Source organism: Bradyrhizobium canariense (genome assembly GCF_900105125.1).
Classification (GTDB): domain Bacteria; phylum Pseudomonadota; class Alphaproteobacteria; order Rhizobiales; family Xanthobacteraceae; genus Bradyrhizobium; species Bradyrhizobium canariense_A.
In genome coordinates this window covers 1,559,897-1,577,324 of sequence record NZ_LT629750.1, presented here as the reverse complement: position 1 = coordinate 1,577,324, position 17,428 = coordinate 1,559,897, and the positions used below count along the sequence as shown (strand labels likewise).

Annotated in this window: 16 protein-coding genes; 9 read left to right on the top strand and 7 right to left on the bottom strand. The window is 61.6% G+C overall.

Annotated features, from left to right (window positions below; all coding sequences use genetic code 11):
• Positions 1–118: 118 nt before the first annotated feature.
• The 3 genes from BLV09_RS07770 to tyrS form a co-directional block, all read right to left on the bottom strand.
• Positions 119–1,813 (bottom strand): methyl-accepting chemotaxis protein, encoded by a 1,695-nt coding sequence (locus BLV09_RS07770; RefSeq protein WP_100386850.1) that lies wholly within the window; start codon positions 1,811–1,813, stop codon positions 119–121.
• A gap of 177 nt (positions 1,814–1,990) precedes the next feature.
• Entirely contained in the window at positions 1,991–3,238 is a 1,248-nt protein-coding gene (locus BLV09_RS07765) for an MFS transporter (RefSeq protein WP_146691016.1), read from the bottom strand.
• A gap of 55 nt (positions 3,239–3,293) precedes the next feature.
• Positions 3,294–4,547, bottom strand: a complete 1,254-nt coding sequence (gene tyrS / locus BLV09_RS07760) for a tyrosine--tRNA ligase (protein ID WP_146686859.1) — start codon at positions 4,545–4,547, stop codon at positions 3,294–3,296.
• A 161-nt stretch (positions 4,548–4,708) separates the two neighbouring features.
• On the opposite strand from tyrS, the gene BLV09_RS07755 reads away from it, so the two are divergent.
• Positions 4,709–5,812, top strand: a complete 1,104-nt coding sequence (locus BLV09_RS07755) for an anhydro-N-acetylmuramic acid kinase (RefSeq protein ID WP_100381602.1) — start codon at positions 4,709–4,711, stop codon at positions 5,810–5,812.
• 35 nt (positions 5,813–5,847) lie between these two features.
• On the opposite strand, the gene BLV09_RS07750 is transcribed toward BLV09_RS07755, so the two are convergent.
• Positions 5,848–6,495 (bottom strand): alpha/beta hydrolase, encoded by a 648-nt coding sequence (locus BLV09_RS07750; RefSeq protein WP_100381603.1) that lies wholly within the window; start codon positions 6,493–6,495, stop codon positions 5,848–5,850.
• A gap of 313 nt (positions 6,496–6,808) precedes the next feature.
• Here BLV09_RS07750 and BLV09_RS07745 point away from each other — a divergent pair, with 313 nt between their 5' ends.
• Positions 6,809–7,951 carry a cysteine desulfurase family protein gene (locus BLV09_RS07745; protein WP_146686858.1) on the top strand — a complete coding sequence of 381 codons (1,143 nt, stop codon included), beginning with the start codon at positions 6,809–6,811 and terminating at the stop codon, positions 7,949–7,951.
• Positions 7,952–8,057: 106 nt separating this feature from the next.
• Positions 8,058–9,536, top strand: a complete 1,479-nt coding sequence (gene sufB / locus BLV09_RS07740) for a Fe-S cluster assembly protein SufB (protein WP_146686857.1) — start codon at positions 8,058–8,060, stop codon at positions 9,534–9,536.
• An 11-nt stretch (positions 9,537–9,547) separates the two neighbouring features.
• Here sufB and BLV09_RS37095 read toward each other — a convergent pair whose 3' ends face one another.
• On the bottom strand, positions 9,548–9,730 hold the full coding sequence (locus tag BLV09_RS37095; protein WP_167558650.1) for a hypothetical protein: 183 nt from the start codon (positions 9,728–9,730) through the stop codon (positions 9,548–9,550).
• 79 nt (positions 9,731–9,809) lie between these two features.
• On the opposite strand from BLV09_RS37095, the gene sufC reads away from it, so the two are divergent.
• The 6 genes from sufC to BLV09_RS07705 all read left to right on the top strand — a co-directional run bounded on the left by sufC (position 9,810) and on the right by BLV09_RS07705 (position 14,598).
• Positions 9,810–10,565, top strand: coding sequence for a Fe-S cluster assembly ATPase SufC (sufC, locus tag BLV09_RS07730; protein ID WP_146686855.1), 756 nt, complete (start codon positions 9,810–9,812; stop codon positions 10,563–10,565).
• Between the two features lie 18 nt (positions 10,566–10,583).
• Positions 10,584–11,900, top strand: coding sequence for a Fe-S cluster assembly protein SufD (gene sufD / locus BLV09_RS07725; protein ID WP_146686854.1), 1,317 nt, complete (start codon positions 10,584–10,586; stop codon positions 11,898–11,900).
• A complete protein-coding gene (locus tag BLV09_RS07720; RefSeq protein ID WP_174556589.1) occupies positions 11,897–13,144 on the top strand; it encodes a cysteine desulfurase in 1,248 nt (415 codons plus the stop codon). Before sufD ends, BLV09_RS07720 begins: the two co-directional genes overlap by 4 nt.
• The gene (locus BLV09_RS07715) at positions 13,141–13,512 is read left to right on the top strand and encodes an SUF system Fe-S cluster assembly protein (RefSeq protein ID WP_146686853.1); all 372 of its coding nucleotides are present in this window, start codon (positions 13,141–13,143) and stop codon (positions 13,510–13,512) included. The genes BLV09_RS07720 and BLV09_RS07715 overlap by 4 nt, the downstream gene beginning before the upstream one ends.
• Positions 13,513–13,578: 66 nt before the next feature.
• Positions 13,579–13,983: a HesB/IscA family protein gene (locus tag BLV09_RS07710; protein ID WP_146686852.1), complete on the top strand. Its 405-nt coding sequence runs from the start codon at positions 13,579–13,581 to the stop codon at positions 13,981–13,983.
• A 147-nt stretch (positions 13,984–14,130) separates the two neighbouring features.
• A complete protein-coding gene (locus BLV09_RS07705) occupies positions 14,131–14,598 on the top strand; it encodes a TfoX/Sxy family protein (RefSeq protein WP_146686851.1) in 468 nt (155 codons plus the stop codon).
• 16 nt (positions 14,599–14,614) lie between these two features.
• Here the strand turns inward: BLV09_RS07705 and BLV09_RS07700 are convergent, their stop codons facing one another.
• Both BLV09_RS07700 and BLV09_RS07695 read right to left on the bottom strand, forming a co-directional pair.
• Entirely contained in the window at positions 14,615–15,673 is a 1,059-nt protein-coding gene (locus tag BLV09_RS07700) for a GGDEF domain-containing protein (RefSeq protein WP_146686850.1), read from the bottom strand.
• Between the two features lie 209 nt (positions 15,674–15,882).
• Positions 15,883–17,307 (bottom strand): DEAD/DEAH box helicase, encoded by a 1,425-nt coding sequence (locus tag BLV09_RS07695; protein WP_146686849.1) that lies wholly within the window; start codon positions 17,305–17,307, stop codon positions 15,883–15,885.
• Between the last annotated feature and the right edge of the window lie 121 nt (positions 17,308–17,428).

Genomic DNA, 17,428 nt, shown 5'->3' with positions numbered 1-17,428 from the left:
TCGGATCACGATTTCATCTTGTTTGAGCTTGATCTCAGCGCCAGCACGGAAGCGTTTGTGGCGAGGCAAACCGGTTCGCAAGGTCGCGCTAACGCGACCTGCGAATCCGGATCCGACACTAGGCCGCGCGCACGCCAGCCAGGAAGGTGTTGACCTCGCCGGACAGCTGTTCGGCTTGCTTGGAGAGATCGGAGGCCGCGGTGAGAACCAGGCCGGCGGCGCCGCCGGTCTCATTGGCCGCTGCGCTGACGCCACCAATGTTTGTCGTTACGTCCTGGGTCGCCTGCGCCGTCTGCGTGACGTTGCGCGCGATCTCTGCCGTCGCCGCGCCTTGTTCCTCGATCGCAGAGCCGATCGTGGTTGCGATCGTGCTGACTTCCTCGATCGTGGCGGTGATACCCTGGATGGCCTCGACGGCCTCCTTGGTTGCGCTCTGAATCTGGGTAATGCGGGTGCCGATCTCCTTGGTAGCTTCGGCGGTCTGGCTGGCGAGACTCTTGACCTCGGCAGCCACCACGGCGAAGCCCCGGCCGGCTTCGCCGGCGCGCGCCGCTTCGATGGTCGCGTTGAGCGCCAGCAGGTTGGTCTGCCCCGCGATGTTGGAAATCAGTTCCGCGACGTGTTCGATCTGTTTGGCGCCATCGGCCAGCGCCCGCACGGTGGTGTCGGTGCGCCGCGCGGTTTCGACAGCGCGGCTGGTGATCGCTGCGGATTGCGCGACCTGACGGCTGATCTCGGTGATCGACGAGGACAATTCCTCGGCTGCCGCGGCAACCGTCTGGACGCGGGTGCTGGCTTCCGTCGCCGCCGAACTTACAACCGTCGCACGTTGATTGGTGCGATCTGCCGTGCCGGTCATGGATTGTGCGGTCTTTTCCAGTTCCGTCGATCCGGACGCCATCAGACCGACCAGTTGGCCGACCGAAGCGTCGAACCGGTCGGCGAGCGCAATAAGAGCCTGCCGCTTCTCGTTCTCGGCCCGCTGCTTCGCCGCGACTTGCTCCGCTTCAAGGCTGCGCGCCGTCATCGCCGTCTGTCGCAAGACTTCCAGCGTTTCCGCCATGCGGCCGATTTCATCGCCGCGTCCGGTTTCTTCGACCGGCTGGTCAAGCGATCCTTCGGCGATGCGCTGCATGCGGTTCTTCTGGCGCTCCAGCGCTCCCAGCACGTCCCGGGCGATCAGCCACGACAAAAATCCCATCAGCACCATGAGGCCGCCGCCGATCGCGCCCAGCCGCCACAGCAGCGCGTTCACGTCGGCATCGACATCATCGATATAGAGTCCGTAGCTCATCACCAGGTTCCATGGCGCAAAGCTGCGGGCATAGACCATTTTGCGAACGGGAACGGTCTGGCCGGGACGAGGGTAGAGATAGGAGGCAGTGGCTCCCTCGGCACTCTGGTGCGCGGCGGCGATCTGCGCATCGGCGATCACGACACCATTGGAGTCCTTGGCGCCGGTGATTTTACCCTCGAGCTGAGCGTTAGCACCGTTCAGCACCAGCGAGGTGTCCGCATTGTAAACGACTGGATAGCCTTGTCCCTGGTTGAAGGTCATGCGCCGGCCACGCTGCCGAAACTGCTCCTTGGCCTCGGCGAGGGTCATTTTTCCCGCCGCAACCTCGTCCTGCAGCGTCTGCGCCATGCCGACCAGCAGGTCGACGGCCGTACGCATCTGCGTGACCCGGTCCGCCAGCATGCGGCTTTCGCTCAGCGAAGCCGACAGTACGATGATGGCGAACACGGTGAGGGCCGCCAGGGCAACCATGCTTGCGAGTTTGGTGCGGATTTTGAGTCGGCTAAGCAGGTTCATTTCGACCTCTGGGGCATAAGTGTAGCCACAGCCGATATCAGGAACCTGCTTACCAATCGTGAACATAGATCGGCCGCCGCTCGCGATCGAGCGATTCCCGTAAAACCACGGGAATTGATATCGTCCGCCGGGATGAATCGCATCCCATGCCGCGGCATCTTAGTTGATCTTGCGAGCCTAGCGCCGCAGCGCAGGCACGACCAGGAACGGAATCATTCCCAGCAGCACGCTGACCAGCGCAAACGCAATCAGCGGATTATAGCTGTGGCTCCAGTCGTGGATCAGGCCTCCGCTCCAGGAGCCGAACGCTGATCCCAGGCCGCTGCCGATGGTAATGGTGCCGTAGATGGTTCCGAGCCGTTCGCCGCGGAAGATCTTCATGGCGGTGGCCGCGAGCAGCGGACCGCGCGAGCCGATCATGCTGCCGAAACACACGACGAAGCCCGTCAGCATCCAGATGTTCGGATACCATTGCAGCAGCCAGAGCAAGACAATGCCGACGATCGAGATGGCATAGCTGAGCAACACCGATGGCCTTCGGCCGATGATGCCGTCGAGCCAGCTGACGCCGAGCATGCCGAACAGCAGCACGACGCCGCTGAAGCCCCAGGCGGTCGCCGCCTGCAACGGTGGAAATCCGGCATCGATCAGATAGGCAACCACTTGCGGCGCGATGGCGTACATCCCGATCGCGGTGAAGAAGAAAGTTGCAAACAGCGCCCAGAATGCGTGATGCCGCAGCGCGCTCAGCAAGGTCCAGCCTTGGTCGACAAAATTGGCGTCGCTCTTCTTGACGATGTGCGGTGAACCGCTGGAGAACAGGCGCCAGGGCAGCAGCAGCAGCGGCACGAGCAGGACAAGCGCGGCGCTGCCGAAGATCTGGTAGGCGCCGCGCCAGCCGAAATGATCGATCAGGACTTGCGACGCCGGCAACAGGATCAACACGCCGGCGCCGGTCGCGGAATACACAACCGCCATTGCGGTCGACAATCGCGGGCCGAACCAGCGGCCAAGCAGGATTGAATTCGGAACGTTGCCGATAAAGGCGATGCCGACACCGACGCACAGGCCAAGGCTGAACTGGAACTGCCAGAGATATTTTGAGTAAGCTGCAATCAGAAACGCGCCGCCAAGCAGCAACAATCCCAGCGCATAAACCGAGCGCGGTCCCGATCGATCGAACAGCCGGCCGATCAAGGGCGATGCCAATCCGCCCGCGAGCGCGGAGAGGGAATAGACCGATACAACATCGGCGCGGTCCCAGCCGAAACTCTCCGAGATCGGCTTCAGAAAAACCGTGAAACTCTCGCCGAGGCCGCGGCCGACCACTGACAACGCAAAACACAGCGCGAGCACGTTGAGCGCGACGCGCGCCGGTTTCAGCGGGGTCGTTGCGGCGGCCTCCCTCGGCGCATTCTGATCCATGAGCACCAAGGAGCGCGTTTCCGCGGGCAGGAGCAGGGGTCTAAAGCGAATGCGCCTATGCAGGCTTGAGCAGGACGTGGCGCTTTCTGCCAAGCGAGAGCTTGATCACGCCTTCCGGTGTCAAGTCAGTGAGTTTGAGCATCATCTTCTCGTCGCTGACCGGGACATCGTTGACCCGCAGACCGCCGCCCTTGATCTGGCGCCGCGCCTCGCCATTGGATCCGACCAGGCCAGCCTTGACGAACAGCGCCAGCACGCCGGCGCCGGCTTCGAGCTCTCCGTGCGGAATCTCCACCGTGGGCAGGCTTTCGGCGATCGTGCCCTGTTCGAAGGTTTGACGCGCGGTTTCGGATGCGGCATTGGCGGCGTCACGGCCGTGGAGCAGGGCGGTGGCTTCCGTCGCCAGCACTTTCTTGGCTTCGTTGATTTCAGAGCCCTGCAACGCCTCAAGCTTTCCGATCTCGCTCATCGGCAGGATCGTGAACAGCTTGAGAAATTTGACGACATCGTCGTCTTCGACGTTGCGCCAATATTGCCAGAAATCGTAGGGGCTGCATTCGTCCGCGTTGAGCCAGATCGCGCCCTGGGCGGTCTTGCCCATCTTCGCGCCCGAGGCTGTCGTGAGCAGCGGTGTCGTCAGCGCGAACAATTGCGGCGTTCCCATGCGGCGGCCAAGATCGACGCCATTGATGATGTTGCCCCACTGGTCCGATCCGCCCATCTGCAGCCGGCAGTCGACGCGCCGCGACAGTTCGACAAAGTCGTAAGCTTGGCAGACCATGTAGTTGAATTCGATAAAACTCATCTCCTGCTCGCGCTCGAGACGGAGCTTGACCGAGTCCATCGTCAACATGCGGTTGACCGAGAAATGCCGGCCTATGTCGCGCAGCATCTCGATCCAGTTGAGCTTGGTCAGCCATTCGGCGTTGTCCAGCATGACCGCGTCGTTCGGGCCGGAGCCATATCGCAGCACCTTGGCAAACACGCCGCGGATACTGGCCTTGTTGGCCTCGATCTCCGCAACGCTGCGCAGGGCGCGCGATTCGTCCTTGCCGGAGGGGTCGCCGACCATGGTGGTGCCGCCGCCCATCAGCGTGATCGGCTTGTTGCCGCTCTGCTGCAGCCAGTACAGCATCATCATCGTCAGGTAGTTGCCGATATGCAGCGACGGCGCCGTGCAGTCATACCCGACATAGGCCGTTGCCTGACCTTTCGCGGCGAGCGCGTCGAGGCCTTCGAAATCGGAACATTGGTGGACGAAGCCGCGTTCCTGTAAAATATTCAGGAAATCAGATTTAAAAGCAGTCATTTGTCGGCAACTCTGATCATTCTTATTTCACTTTATTTGCACGGAATTGCGGAACCATAGCGGAAAGGCTCCCGCTGCCCGGCATGCTGTGGCATTATAAGATGTGCTGGTTTGACACAAGCTGGACGTCATGGGCAGGGCGTCGCGAAGGCACTTTAGCGATGATGATGACGGCAATCGGTCTGATGAGCGGCACCTCGCTCGACGGGGTCGATGTTGCGTTGATCGAAACCGACGGCAAACGGGTCAAGGCCTTTGGCCCCTCGGGGTACCGGCCCTACACCGACAAGGAACGCGGGCTGCTGCTCCAGGCCCTGACTGAGGCGGTCGATTTGCCGCAGCGCGATGCTCGGCCCGGAATCCTGCGCGAAGCGGAGCGTGCGGTGACCATTGCGCATGCGGAAGCCGTGGCGACGTTCACCGCCCAGAACCGGATCACCAGCGAGGACATCGATATCGTCGGCTTCCATGGCCAGACGGTGCTGCACCGGCCCGAGCGGGGACTAACCGTCCAGATTGGCGATGCGGCCGCGCTGGCCAAGGCCATCCATATCCCGGTCATGCATGATTTTCGCGCGGCCGACGTCGCCGCTGGCGGGCAGGGTGCACCCTTTGTACCGGTCTATCACCGCGCGCTGGCGCAATCGCTGGAGCGGGAGGGGCCGATCGTTGTGGTTAATATCGGCGGCGTTTCCAACATCACCTACATTGACGGTTCCGAGATCCTGATCGCCTGCGATACCGGCCCCGGCAACGCGCTGCTCGATGATTACATGTTCCGTGTCATGAAGCAGCGGTTCGATTGCGAGGGGCGCCTGGCCGCGCAAGGCACGGCGGACCAGGGCTGGATCGGCTGCGCGCTGAAACTTCCGTTCTTTGCGCTGCCGCCGCCCAAATCGCTCGATCGCAATGATTTTGCTTCGCTGAAGCTGGGCCAGATGTCTCCCGCCGATGGGGCCGCGACGCTGACGGCGTTCACGGTTGCGGCCATCGCCGGGATCGTCCCGTTATTGCCGAAGGTCCCGAAGAGCTGGGTCGTGGCCGGTGGCGGCGCCCGCAACCTCACCATGCTGAGGATGCTGCGTGAGCGCCTGGCGCCGGCGACGGTTGAGGCCGCCGACACGCTGGGCTGGTCGGCGGACGCGATCGAGGCGCAGGCTTTCGGCTTCCTCGCGGCACGGGGCCTGAAGGGCCTGCCGCTCAGTTATCCCGCAACCACCGGCGTACCGATGCCGATGACGGGCGGCGTGATCGCCCGGCCGTAATCGGCGGCCGAGCCTGACGCTTGCCGTTGCGGAGTTCAGCGGACGTTCGCGAGCCGCATGTCGAGATAGGCCGTCACCGTCTCCATCAACGGCTGCAGCTTGCCGTCGAAGAAATGGTTCGCACCCGGGATGACCTGCTGATCGATCACGATACCCTTTTGGGTTTTCAGTTTCTCGACCAGCGTGTTGACGTCCTTGGGCGGCACCACGGCATCTTTTTCGCCGTGCACGATCAGGCCCGATGACGGGCAGGGCGCCAGGAACGAGAAGTCGTAGAGATTGGCCGGCGGCGCAATCGAGATGAAGCCTTCGACTTCCGGCCGGCGCATCAGCAATTGCATGCCGATCCAGGCGCCGAACGAGAAACCTGCGACCCAGCAGGCACGCGCCTCCGGATTGATGGTCTGCGCCCAGTCCAACGCGGAGGCGGCATCCGACAATTCGCCGGTGCCGTGATCGAACGATCCCTGGCTGCGGCCGACGCCGCGGAAATTGAAGCGCAGCACGGAAAAGCCGCGATGGGCGAACGCGTAATAGCACTGGTAGATGATCTGATGATTCATCGTGCCGTGAAACTGCGGATGCGGATGCAGGATCATCGCAATCGGCGCGTTCTTCTGCTTGGCCGGATGATAACGGCCTTCGAGACGGCCTGCGGGGCCGGTGAAAATGACTTCAGGCATAGGTGATCCCTAGGGTAATCATCGACTTTTGCTGGCTCCATCTGACGATCAGACGAACCTCGCAGAGAAGCGGTGATCAGGCGTCGTTTGGCGATGCGCGAACGGCGCGGGGTGAACTTGTGGCCGCGTTCTAACATAGAGCGAGGGGCAAAAAGCAAGCTTCTTGAGCATCCGATAGCATCTTCAAGGCGTTGGCAATTCGATTGCAAGAAGCGCTTTGATCGCCAATTGATGGAGTGCTGGCTGAAGGCGACTGAAGGCCACCGGGCCGCTCCGAGCTGAAACCGCTCCGACCAAGGTAATATAATACTAGATGACCGATCGTATCTATCTCGACTGGAATGCGACCACCCCGCTTCGTCGTGAGGCCAGGGAAGCGATGGCTGTGGCATGGGATCTCTGTGGTAATCCCTCCTCGGTTCATGCCGAGGGTCGTCAGGCGCGGCGGCTGATCGAGGAGGCAAGGACGTCGATTGCGGGCGCGATTGGCGCGACGTCTCGAAACGTCATCTTCACCTCAGGTGGTACCGAGGCGAACGCGCTGGTGCTCAAGCCGGGGCTTCGCAGAAGCCAGGGGGCTCCGGTCGAAAGGCTGGTGGTCTCAGCGATCGAGCATGCCTCGGTTCTTGCCGGCGGGCAGTTTCCGGCAGTAGCGATCAGCGCCGTTGGCGTAACCCGCTCCGGCGTGCTGGATCTGGATCAGTTGCGCATGGCGCTGGAAGGCAGGCCGCCCGCGCTGGTGTCGGTCATGCTCGCCAACAACGAAACCGGCGCGCTGCAGCCGGTCGCCGAGGTGGCGGAGATTGTCCATGTCGCGGGCGGGTTGCTGCATGTCGACGCGATCCAGGCATTTGGAAAAGTCCCGGTCAATATCGGCGCTGTAAATGCCGATCTGGTGACGCTGTCGGCGCACAAAATCGGTGGTCCCAAGGGGGTCGGAGCCGTCATTCTCGCCGAGGGGCTGCTGGGTTTTGAACCGCTGTTACGCGGCGGCGGTCAGGAACTGGGACGCCGGGCGGGTACGGAGAACGTCGCGGGTATCGCGGGCTTTGGTGCGGCGACGGAGGCTGCCATGGCCGCTCTGAACGATGACCCGGTTCGCCTCGAGGGCCTGCGCAACCGTCTCGAGAGAGGGTTGCGGCAAGCTCCTGACATCATTGTCTTTTCCAGCGAAGCGCGCCGGTTGCCCAATACCACTCTGTTCACGGCTCCTGGCCTGAAGGCGGAGACGGCGGTGATCGGATTCGACCTCGCCGGTATCGCGGTATCCTCCGGCTCCGCCTGCTCGTCCGGAAAGGTTCAGCCTTCGCATGTGCTGGAAGCCATGGGATTCGGCCCGGATCTTGCTCAAGGAGCCGTGCGGCTCAGTCTGGGCTGGTCCACGTCGGAGGAGGACATCAATCGCTGTCTGGAGGCTTGGCGAAAGCTCGCCGATACCCTACTTAGAGGGGGATGAAACACGGCTTGAACGGTTCTAAGCAGGTGATTTCGTCGGAAAAACATCGTAATAAAGTTTCGGAACTGATCCACCGCGGTCCTTGAAACCGCGAGCGGAGGATAGAATGCCGGCAGTACAAGAGACGGTCGATCGCGTCAGGCGAATCGACGTCGATCAGTATCGATATGGATTTGAGACGCTGATCGAATCCGACAAGGCTCCCAAGGGGCTGTCGGAAGACACGGTCCGGTTCATTTCCGCGAAAAAGAACGAGCCGGCGTGGATGCTGGAGTGGCGGCTGGAAGCCTATCGGCGCTGGCTGACCATGACCGAGCCGAAATGGGCTCGCGTCAACTATCCCAAGATCGATTACCAGGATCTCTATTATTACTCCGCCCCGAAGAAGAAGGAGTTGGCTTCGCTTGACGAGGTCGATCCGGAAATCCTGAAGACCTACGAGAAGCTCGGCATTCCCCTGCGCGAAGTCGAGATCCTTGAAGGCGTGGTTCGTCCGGAAGGCGAACGGAAGATCGCGGTAGACGCGGTGTTCGATTCCGTCTCGGTCGCGACCACGTTCCAGAAGGAGCTCAAGCAGGCCGGCGTGATCTTCATGCCGATCTCGGAAGCCATCCGCGAACATCCCGAGCTGGTGAAGAAGTATCTCGGCACGGTCGTTCCGACCTCGGATAATTATTTCGCGACCCTGAACTCGGCGGTGTTTTCCGACGGCTCGTTCGTTTACGTGCCGCCGGGCGTGCGCTGTCCGATGGAGTTGTCGACCTATTTCCGCATCAACGAACGCAACACCGGACAATTCGAGCGCACCCTGATCATCGCCGACAAGGGGGCCTATGTCAGCTATCTCGAAGGCTGCACCGCACCGCAGCGCGATGAGAATCAGTTGCACGCCGCCGTGGTCGAACTGGTCACGCTTGACGACGCCGAGATCAAATATTCGACGGTACAGAACTGGTACCCCGGCAATTCCGAAGGCAAGGGCGGCATCTACAATTTCGTCACCAAGCGCGGCGATTGCCGCGGCAACAATTCGAAGATCTCCTGGACTCAGGTCGAAACCGGCTCTGCGATTACCTGGAAGTATCCGAGCTGCATCCTGCGCGGCGACAACTCTCGTGGCGAATTTTACTCGATCGCGATTTCGAACGGCTACCAGCAGGTCGATTCCGGCACCAAGATGATTCATCTCGGCAGGAACACGACCAGCCGGATCATCTCCAAGGGCATCGCTGCCGGGCGTTCGCAGAACACCTATCGCGGCCTCGTCACCGCGCACCGGAAGGCCACCGGCGCGCGCAACTTCACCGCCTGCGACTCGCTTCTGATCGGCGACCAGTGCGGCGCGCACACCGTGCCATATGTCGAGGCGAAGAATTCTTCGGCGCTGTTCGAGCACGAGGCGACCACGTCGAAGATTTCCGAGGACGTGCTGTTTTATTGCGTGCAGCGCGGCCTGTCGCAGGAAGAGGCCGTCGGCCTCGTGGTCAACGGGTTTGTGAAGGACGTGCTGCAGCAACTGCCGATGGAATTCGCGGTCGAAGCGCAGAAGCTGATCTCGATCTCGCTGGAAGGTTCGGTCGGATAATTCGTCATGAATCAATTCTGGTTCATGCCAAAACTGAAGGGATACGGCGCAACACCGACCACCTGGGAAGGACACACGCTCGTTGCCGTGTTTGCTTCGGTGGTTTTTGTCTGCGTTTTGGTGATGATACGGCGGGAGAAAACCTCATCGATCTTTCCGCCGCCGATGATCGTCGTAGCCGTCTCGACAATCATCTTTCTGGTCGTCTGTGCGTGGAAAACTGACGGCGCGTGGGGCTGAAAAAGCCTGTTGCTGAGGTTATTGGAAAAACGAATGACTGCATTGCTCCAAGTCAAAGATCTGCAAGTCCGTGTCGAGGAACGTGAGATTCTCCACGGGCTTTCGCTCACCGTGAACAAGGGTGAGGTGCACGCCATCATGGGGCCGAACGGCTCCGGCAAATCGACGCTCTCCCACGTCATCGCCGGCAAGCCGGGCTATGAAGTCACGTCAGGCGAGATCCTGTTCAAGGGCGAAGATTTGCTCGCAATGTCGCCCGACGAGCGCGCCGCCAAGGGCGTATTCCTCGCGTTCCAGTATCCGGTGGAAATCCCCGGCGTCGCCACCATGACGTTCCTGCGCACCGCGCTGAACGCCCAGCGCAAGGCGCGCGGCGAGAGCGAATATTCAACGCCGGACTTTCTGAAAAAAGTCCGTGAGGTCGCGGCGTCGCTGAACATTCCACAGGACATGCTGCGCCGCGGCGTCAATGTCGGCTTCTCCGGTGGCGAGAAGAAGCGCAACGAGATTCTGCAGATGGCGCTGTTCGCACCAAGCCTCTGCATCCTCGATGAAATGGATTCCGGCCTCGACATCGACGCGCTGCGGGTCGCCGCCGACGGCGTCAATGCACTGCGTTCGCCTGAGCGGGCGATGGTGGTGATCACGCACTATCAGCGGCTGCTGAATTACATCATCCCCGACGTCGTGCATGTGATGTCCAAGGGACGCGTCGTCAAAAGCGGCGGCAAGGAACTGGCGCTGGAGCTCGAGGCTTCCGGCTACGCCCAGTTCGAAGATGCGGCCTGACGCACAAACGGATCTGTGATGAACCTTGTACTGGCAAAAACCGAAACCGGACGCGCGCTGAGCGATATCTTCGCTGTGGCGCGGGATCGGCTGCCCGGCGCGGGCCTGATTGCCGACGCGCGTCAACAGGCGTTCGAGGCGTATGAGCGTGCGGGCCTGCCGCACCGGCGCATCGAGGAGTGGAAATACACCGATCTGCGCGGGCTGATGCGCGAGGTGCTGCCGCTGGCGGCAGCACCTGATGCGGCGGCGCTCAAGCGCGCCGATGCTGCACTCAAGCTGCACGCCATCGAGGGGGTGCGCCGGCTGGTGCTGGTGGACGGCGTGTTCGTACCCAACCTGTCCGATGCCAGCAAACTGGAAACCGGGCTTTCGATTCGCACGTTGCGTGAAAAGCTCGAAGCCGACGATACCTCGGAATTGTTCGAATGCGACGGCTCCGATGCAATGGCCGCGCTGAACCGCGCGATGATGACCGATGGCCTCGTGATCGAGGTCGCCGACGGTGTCGCGCTGGCGACTCCTCTGCACATCATTCACATCGCCAGCGCCGCGCAGCCGGCGGCGACATTCACGCGCTCATTGCTGAAAATCGGCAAGAACGCCAGCGCGACCCTGGTCGAAAGCTATATCGCTGCCGAGGGCGCGAAATCCTACCAGGTCCATGACTCGCTGGTGCTTGCCATCGGCGACGGCACGCGGCTGGACCATGTGCGTCTGGTCGAGGACGGCCGTGAGGCCTTCAACATTTCCTCCGCTGTCGTGACCCTGGGCGCTCACGCGCATTTCAACACCTTCGGCATGACCACCGGCTCGAGCGTCAGCCGCTATCAGGCGACGATCGTCTGCGCCGGCGAGGGCTCCCGCGTCGAAACCAACGGCGTCAATCTGCTTAACGGCCGCCAGCATGCCGACACCACGCTGTTTCTGGATCATGCGGTGCCGAACTGCGCCAGCCGTGAGATCTTCCGGGCTGTCGTCGACGACCGCGGACATTCGGTGTTTCAGGGCCGCATCGTGGTTCGGCCCAAGGCGCAAAAAACCGACGCCAAGATGATGACGCGGGCGCTGCTGTTGTCCGACGACGCCGAAGCCGACAACAAGCCGGAACTGGAAATTTTCGCCGACGACGTGACCTGCGGCCATGGCGCCACCACCGGCGCGCTCGACGAAAGCCTGTTGTTCTATCTGCGGGCGCGCGGCCTTTCGGAGAAGGAAGCGCAGGCGCTTTTGATCCAGGCCTTCGTCGGCGAGGCGATTGAACAGATCACCAATGATGACCTGCGGGAGCTTGCGATCGCGGCCGCCCTGCGATGGCTGGAGGCACGGAGCTGACTATGCATCCGGCGGTATTGAACGGCTCATATGATGTTGCGCGCGTCAGGGAGGATTTCCCCGCGCTGGCGCTGAAGATCTATGGCAAGCAGCTGGTCTATCTCGACAACGCGGCTTCGGCGCAAAAGCCCATCGCGGTGCTCGACCGCATGACGGAGGCCTATAAAAGCGAATACGCCAACGTCCATCGCGGATTGCACTACCTCGCCAATGCAGCGACCGAAGCCTATGAGGGCGGCCGCGCCAAGGTCGCGACGTTTCTCAACGCACGGCGCAACGAGGAAATCATCTTCACCCGCAACGCCACCGAGGCGATCAACCTGGTGGCTTCCTCCTGGGGCGAGCCGAACATCGGGCAGGGCGATGAGATCGTGCTCTCGATCATGGAGCACCACTCCAATATCGTACCCTGGCATTTCCTTCGGGAGCGCCACGGCGCCGTCATCAAATGGGCCCCGGTGGACGACGAGGGCAATTTCCTGATCGACGAGTTCGAGAAGCTGCTGACGCCGCGCACCAAGCTTGTGGCGATCACGCAGATGTCGAATGCGCTCGGCACCATCGTGCCGGTGAAGGACGTGGTGAAGCTTGCGCATGCGCGCGGCATCCCGGTGCTGGTCGACGGCAGCCAGGCCGCCGTCCATCTAGCGATCGACGTGCAGGATATCGATTGCGATTTCTACGTCTTCACCGGACACAAATTATACGGTCCGACCGGCATCGGCGCGCTCTATGCCAAGCACGAGCATCTGGTGGCGATGCGTCCCTACAATGGCGGCGGCGAGATGATCCGCGAGGTCGCCAAGGATTGGGTCACATATGGCGATCCGCCGCACAAATTCGAGGCCGGAACGCCCGCGATTGTGGAAGCGATCGGCCTGGGTGCGGCGATCGATTACGTTAATTCGATCGGCAAGGAGCGGATCGCGGCCCATGAACACGACCTTCTGACCTATGCCCAGGAACGGCTGCGCGAGATCAATTCGCTGCGTCTGATCGGTACCGCACGTGGCAAGGGCCCGGTGATTTCGTTCGAAATGAAAGGCGCCCATCCGCACGATGTCGCGACCGTCATCGATCGGCAGGGGATCGCGGTGCGCGCCGGCACGCATTGCGTGATGCCGCTTTTAGAGCGGTTCAATGTCACGGCGACGTGCCGTGCCTCGTTCGGGATGTATAATACCCGCGAAGAAGTCGACCATCTGGCACAGGCGCTCATCAAGGCACGGGAATTGTTTTCATGACCGACACAGCCGAAGCCAAAACCAGCAATATGGAAACCCATTCGGCGCTGCCGCCGGAGGAGACCGAGCGGCTCAGCGGCGAAATCGTGGCTGCGCTCAAGACGGTGTTCGATCCGGAAATTCCGGCCGATATCTATGAGCTCGGCCTGATCTACAAGGTCGATCTGAAGGACGATCGCGGCGTCGACGTCGTCATGACACTGACCACGCCGAATTGTCCGGCGGCGGGAGAATTGCCGACGATGGTGGAAAACGCGGTCGCCAGCGTTCCCGGCGTCGGCGTCGTCAACGTCAATCTGGTTTGGGATCCGGCCTGGTCGCCGGACCGGATGAGCGACGAGGCGCGCCTCGTCCTCAATATGTGGTGAGGCGTTAGAGAGCTTAACGGGTTTCAGGGAAATGGCCGATATTGATTGGCTGCCAGGAATGACCAAATGACTGACATGACACCTGCATCATCCACATCCGCCTCGAAACCCAAGCCGCGGCCCCGCCCGCAGGTCATGAAGCTGACCGAAGCGGCTGCGCAGCGGGTCCAGGAACTGACCAGGCGCGCCGACTCCGAGATCGTCGGCTTGCGCGTCGGCATCAAGAATGGCGGCTGCGCCGGGCAATCCTACACCGTCGAATATGCCCACGAAGTCCGACCGACCGACGAGGTCGTCGAGGACAAGGGCGTGAAGATCCTGGTCGATCCCAAAGCGGTATTGTTCCTGCTCGGCACTGAGATGGACTACAAGGCCGACAAGATGTCGGCGCAGTTCATTTTCAACAATCCCAACCAGGTCGGCGCCTGCGGCTGCGGCGAATCGGTGCAACTGACGGCCGCCAAGATCTAACCGCGCCGTCGTCCCGGTGAACGCCTGGATCCATCATCACCGGCGGTTGATTTTACACGACCTCGTCGACCATAGTGTCCTAACGAAATGACACGGCGTATGGATCGCGGCTTTCGCCGGGACGACGGATAGGGACGTGAGCGGCGCATGGACCGCGATTTCCTGATCGACCTGTTTGCCGACTTCGGCCCGGTGACGATCCGCCCGATGTTCTCGGGTTTCGGCATTTCGGTTGACGGTACCAACTTCGCCATGGCGCTGCGCGCGGGTCTGTATTTCCGCGCTGACGACCAAACCATTGCGCAATTCGAGGCGGAAGGTTCAAAACCGTTTCAATATCAAACCAGGGCCAAGACCGTGACGGTCGGCTCCTACTGGCAATTGCCGGCGCGGCTTTTTGACGATCCGGAGGAATTGACGGATTGGGCAAGGGCGGCGCTGGCGGCGGCGCAGCGCGCAGCCCTGCGCAAGCGTCCGAAAGTGCGCAAGGCGGGCAAAGCCGCAACCAAAAAGGCTGCTGCTACAGGGCCTGCCGCCAAAAAGAAAAAGAGCGCGAAGGACGGTCTAAAAAAGAAGGACGGTCTAAAAAAGAAGATTTGGAAGAAAAGAAGTTAGCGCGTCCTGATTGCGTTCACGCAACCTGATTTCGCGCGTCGGCAACATATTCCGGATCGACTTCGCAGATGACGCGGTTGCGGCCGTTGCGCTTGGCGGCGTAGAGGCAGGCATCCGCGCGTTCGATCAGCGAATCGGTGTCGTCGCCGGGCTTGAGTATGGAAACGCCGACCGAGATGGTGACGCGACCGAGGATTTCTCCGGTCGATTTTTTCTTCAACTCTTTCGCCATGATGGCTCGGCGGATGTGATCGGCAACGGTCAGCGCCTGGCGCAGCGCGGTATTGGGCAGCACGACCGCGAATTCCTCGCCGCCGTAGCGCGCGGTGATGTCCTGGCCTTTGATGGTCTGTTTAAGCGACATGCCGACCAGGCGCAGAACCTGATCCCCGGTCAAGTGACCGTAGGAGTCGTTGAACGATTTGAAGTGATCGATGTCGAACATCAGCAGCGAAAGCGGCTCGCCGGTCGCGAGCGCATTCTCGACGGCGCGCTCGATCGAGCGATCGAAATATTTGCGATTGCCGAGGCCGGTGAGGGGGTCGGTCAGGCTCTCCGCCCTGATGGCATCGAGGCTTTGCTGCAGATTGCTGATCTCTGTTTTCGAGAGCTGTAGCCGGTCTTCCAGCGCCTTGTTGGTCTCGCGCATTTCGCGGGTGGACCGCAGCAGCAATTCGATGATCGGCTTGAGCTGGTCGCGGTTCTTGGCGGAAGAAAGTTTTTCAGTCGCGCCCGACAGGCTTTCCTCGTAGCTGGCCGATACTGCAAGGGCGTCAGTGATGAGGGTCATCACGTCGTCGATTTCCCCGATCACGCGCGCGCCGACCTTGTCGATGCGGTCGGTGGTCTTGATCTGGGAAAGATAGGTTTCGTAGATCTGCTCGAGATCGGCCTCGGTCAGTTTGCCGTTGCGGGTCAGCGTCTCGTTGATGATCTTGTTGAGGGGCGAATTGTACCCGGTCGCGTAGACGTACCAGATCTCATAATTGCGGGGGATGGCGGTCTGGCGAAGCGATTTGATCTGGCCGAGCGCGACTTCCGCGAAGGCCAGCGTGCGTTCGTGTTCGTCGAGCACGTTCTTGTCCCCAAATAGCGGGCGTCCTGCCCGTCGTCGCCAAACGCAATATCTAGAAATATTGCGGTTAAGCTAACGGATGAGAGTGAACGGCGGGTAAACGGGTTCCATTCTGGTACTTGATGCGCCGGTGGCCACCAGCTTCGCGTGGAGATGCGTCAAACCAAGGAACGAGGGCCCGGTTCTGCTCAATCAGAACCGGACGGGTTCTAGACGCGGGCGCGAACAGGCCGGAGCAGGAATGCTGGAAGATGCGAGTGATCGGCAGGCTCCGATGCCGCATCGCGCGGGACGGACGGCGCCTCGGCACGGCCGATCGAAGGCGGACGCGGGGCGGCAGCCTGTGGCTGGGGCGCGGCGGGACTTCGGCCGCCGCCGTTGGAGCGTCGCGGTTCTCGCTCACGGCGGGGTTTTCGGCCGCCGCGCGAACCCTCGCGCGCATGTGCGTCACGTGGCTTTTCATTGCCGTTACTGGGCGCCGCAGTCGGGTCATCCACCGGCTGGGCCTCGACACCGCTGTCGGTACGAGGAATGGTTTGTCCGATCAGCTTTTCGATCGCGACCACCGATTTCTGGTCGAGCGGGGTGACGATGGAAATCGCCGTGCCGGCGCGGCCGGCGCGGCCGGTGCGGCCAATGCGGTGGACGTAGTCGTCGGCGTGATGCGGGACGTCGAAATTGAAGACGTGGCTCACTGCGGGAATATCGAGGCCACGGGCCGCGACGTCGGACGCAACCAGTAGCGGAATCTCACCCTTGCGGAATTGATCGAGGGCCGCGGTGCGTGCCGACTGATCCATGTCGCCGTGCAGGGCGCCGACGCTGAAGCCGTGCTTCTGCAGCGACTTGTACAACAGCGCCACTTCGCGTTTGCGGTTGCAGAAGATGATGGCGTTCTGGAGGTCCTTGGCGTCGCGAAGCAGGCGGCGCAGTATTTCGCGTTTCTCGTGCGGCTCGCGGCCAACCGCGACCTGAAACTGGGACACGCCGACGGCCGTGGTGGCGGGCCTGGAAACTTCGACCTTCTCGGGATTGTGCAGGAAAGCTTCAGTGATACGGCGGATTTCGGGAGGCATCGTAGCCGTGAAAAACAGCGTCTGCCGGGTAAATGGAATCATCTTGCAGATGCGCTCGATGTCCGGAATGAAACCCATGTCGAGCATGCGGTCGGCTTCGTCGATCACCAGCAGTTCGACGCCGGTGAGCAGAAGGCCGCCGCGCTCGGTGTGATCGAGCAGCCGGCCTGGCGTTGCGATCAGCACGTCGACGCCGCGCGTCAATTTGGTGTCCTGGTCGCCGAACGAGACGCCGCCGATCAACAAAGCCACGTTGAGCTTCTGGCCGGCGCCGTATTTATCGAAATTCTCCTTCACCTGCGCGGCGAGTTCGCGCGTCGGTTCAAGGATCAGGGTGCGTGGCATTCGGGCGCGGGCGCGGCCCTTTTCCAGCATGGTGAGCATGGGAAGGACGAAGGCAGCGGTCTTGCCGGTGCCGGTCTGGGCGATGCCGAGGACGTCTCGGCGGGCCAGAACGTGAGGAATCGCCTGTTCCTGGATGGGGGTCGGGGTGGTGTAACCGGTGGCCGCAACGGCGGCGAGCACCTTGTCGGATAAGCCAAGATGGGAAAAAGACATTGAGCCTCTAGTCGACACCGCCGTTCGGAATCGAGGGTAAAAAGGCTGTCGCGTTTAGCCCCCGAAACGGCGCGCTTTAAGCTGGGGGCTCTGACTTACGCTGACGAGCGGCAAACCAGGG